This window comes from Pseudoalteromonas sp. bablab_jr011, from assembly GCF_016464045.1.
Classification (GTDB): domain Bacteria; phylum Pseudomonadota; class Gammaproteobacteria; order Enterobacterales; family Alteromonadaceae; genus Pseudoalteromonas; species Pseudoalteromonas lipolytica.
Window position 1 is genome coordinate 1 of record NZ_JACDWU010000145.1, and the last position, 1,431, is coordinate 1,431.

At 40.0% G+C, this 1,431-nt stretch carries 1 protein-coding gene; it reads left to right on the plus strand.

The features are described from left to right. Window positions 1-93 precede the first annotated feature (93 nt). The gene (locus JIG41_RS06820) at window positions 94-1,422 is read left to right on the plus strand and encodes an IS4 family transposase (protein ID WP_051501925.1); all 1,329 of its coding nucleotides are present in this window, start codon (window positions 94-96) and stop codon (window positions 1,420-1,422) included. The last annotated feature ends 9 nt before the right edge of the window (window positions 1,423-1,431 follow it).

Here is a 1,431-nt window from a genome sequence, read left to right on the forward strand (position 1 = left end):
TAATGCAGATCAGTTAAGCATATTTTTATGATCACTTGACTGATCTTTTCATAGCTTCACAATCCGATATTAGAAATAGTATCGGATTTTTTTATGTCTCTAATTCAACACTTCGATGATATGTCCTCCTTTTTAGATGATGTACATACACTCGACAAACTTAAGCAGGTTCTTGACCCAGATATTCTTGAACAAGCATTTGAACATGCGGGAGTTGCCACTGTTCGCAGAAGGCGGTTACCGCTAGAAGCTATTATGTGGTCTGTAATTGGTATGAGTTTATTCCGAAACGAAACTGTGTGGGATATTGCTAACAGACTCGACATATCCTTGCCTGGAAAAAACAAATTAGTAGCGCCGAGTGCGCTCGTGCAAGGTCGCCAAAGGTTGGGTTACGAAGCAGTCCAACAAACATTTCAATTACTTTCACATAAAGTGTTTGCCACCCAGCCTTTTGAGCAGTGGTGTGGACTTAATTTACTTGCAGTGGATGGCGTTAGCTTCCGAACTCATGATAATCAAGAAAACCGAGAAAAGTTTGGCAGTGACAGTAATCAGCATGGAGAAGTCAGCTATCCACAAATTCGAATGTGTAGCTTAATGGAAGTATCTAGCCACTTATTGTTAGACAGTAGTTTTGATGCCCGTTGTGTAGGCGAAATGAGCTTAGCTCAACGTCTATTACCAGCCGTACCGGATAACTCTCTGACCTTGTTTGACCGTGGTTATTATTCATTAGGGCTACTTTATCAATGGCAAAGCCAAGGAAAAAACTCTCACTGGATGTTGCCAGCAAGGAAGGATTTACAGTATCAAGTTGAACACAGTATCAGTGACAATGATAAGATTGTTACCTTGTCTACAAGCCTTCAGGCGAGAAAGAAGTTTGAGTCATTACCAGATACCATAACGGCAAGATTAACCACTTATAAAGCTGATGGAAAAAGCTATCGTGTTCTGAGTTCTCTTATTGACCCTTTACGATTTCCGTATGACGAATTAATAGAGGTTTATACACAACGCTGGGAAATTGAGCTGGCGTTTAGAGAAATAAAGCAGGGATTGAATCACAGCAAACATACATTACGTAGTAAGAAGCCAGACATGGTACGCCAAGAGTTATGGGGATTACTACTCGCTTACAACTTAATACGCATAATCATGCTTGATGCAACTAAAGAAGAAGATATCTTGCCTACTCAATTAAGCTTTAGCCAATCTATGCGGCAGGTAATCGCTTTCTTCATGTTTACGCCAATACATAGTGCAAGTAAGTTACCTGTTCATTATGATGAGTTACTGACAACACTTAGGTTGTTTATCTTACCCGATAGGCTACCAGACAGGCATTATCCAAGGGTGATAAGAAGGAAACCAAATAAGTATCCTTACAAAAGAAAATGCCAGTCAGCTCTTAACTGACTGGCATTA

Bases quoted from the DNA above. Each gene is read 5' to 3' on its own strand.
- JIG41_RS06820 (WP_051501925.1), top strand. From the start codon at position 94: ATGTCTCTAATTCAACACTTCGATGATATGTCCTCCTTTTTAGATGAT.